General features: G+C 51.1%; 1 protein-coding gene. It reads right to left on the minus strand.

The genetic code is table 11. The features are described from left to right. On the minus strand, positions 1-1,327 hold a 1,327-nt coding region (locus tag AB2U10_RS19125; RefSeq protein ID WP_493820787.1), incomplete at both ends, for a CLIPPER-2 domain-containing protein.

Consider the following 1,327-nt stretch of genomic DNA (forward strand, 5'->3'; position numbering starts at 1 on the left):
CCTTGCCGTTGTTCACATCTGCCTGCGTTACCGTATAAGTTGCCGTAAACGTTGTTTCTGCACCCGGTTCAAGGCTGGCTACTGAGGCAGGAGTTATTGTTCCTAAGCCTGGTAGTGGGTCACTTACTGTTACATTGCTCAGTGTCACATTACCGGTGTTCTTCACTTTAAAGCTATACGTGATCACAGAGCCTACTGCGTGAGGGCCTGCCGAAGCTGTCTTCACAAGGTCGATACCTGGCGTGCTGGTGAACGGTACGTCTTCCTCATCGGTATCTTTCACATCCGGACCACTTGGAGGCGTACCTTTCGTGGTTGCCGTATTGTGGATCTTACCGTTGTTTACATCCGACTGCGTTACCGTATAGGTTGCCGTAAACGTTGTCTCTGCGCCCGGTTCAAGACTCGCTACTGATGCTGGAGTTATTGTTCCTAAACCTGGTAGTGGGTCAGTCACCGTTACATTGCTCAGTGTTACATTACCCGTGTTCTTCACTTTGAAGCTATAGGTGATCACACTTCCCACCGCGTGAGGGCCAGCCGATGCTGTCTTCACAAGATCAATGGATGGCGCCGCAGTAAACGGTACGTCTTCCTCGTCGGTATCTTTCACGTCATCTCCTGTTGGCGGTGTACCTTTAGCCGTGGCCGTATTGTGTACTTTGCCGTTGTTCACGTCTGCTTGCGTTACTGTGTAGCTCGCGGTGAAGGTTGTCTCAGCACCCGGTTCAAGGCTCGCTACTGAGGCAGGAGTTATTGTTCCTAAGCCTGGTAGTGGGTCACTTACCGTTACATTGCTCAGTGTTACATTACCCGTGTTCTTCACTTTGAAGCTATAGGTGATCACACTTCCCACCGCGTGAGGGCCAGCCGAAGCTGTCTTCACAAGATCAATGGATGGCGTGCTGGTAAACGGTACGTCTTCCTCGTCGGTATCTTTCACGTCGTCTCCTGTTGGCGGTGTACCTTTAGCCGTGGCCGTATTGTGTACTTTGCCGTTGTTCACATCTGCCTGCGTTACCGTATAGGTTGCCGTAAACGTTGTTTCTACTCCCGGTTCAAGGCTCGCTACTGAGGCTGGAGTTATTGTTCCTAAACCTGGTAGCGGGTCACTTACCGTTACATTGGTTAGGGTCACATTACCCGTGTTCTTCACTTTAAAGCTATAGGTGATCACACTTCCCACCGCGTGAGGACCCTCCGAAGCTGTCTTCACAAGATCAATGGATGGCGTGCTGGTAAACGGTACGTCTTCCTCGTCGGTATCTTTCACATCCGGACCACTTGGAGGCGTACCTTTCGTGGTTGCCGTATTGTGGATCTTACC

The organism is Leadbetterella sp. DM7 (genome assembly GCF_040829825.2).
GTDB lineage: Bacteria > Bacteroidota > Bacteroidia > Cytophagales > Spirosomataceae > Leadbetterella.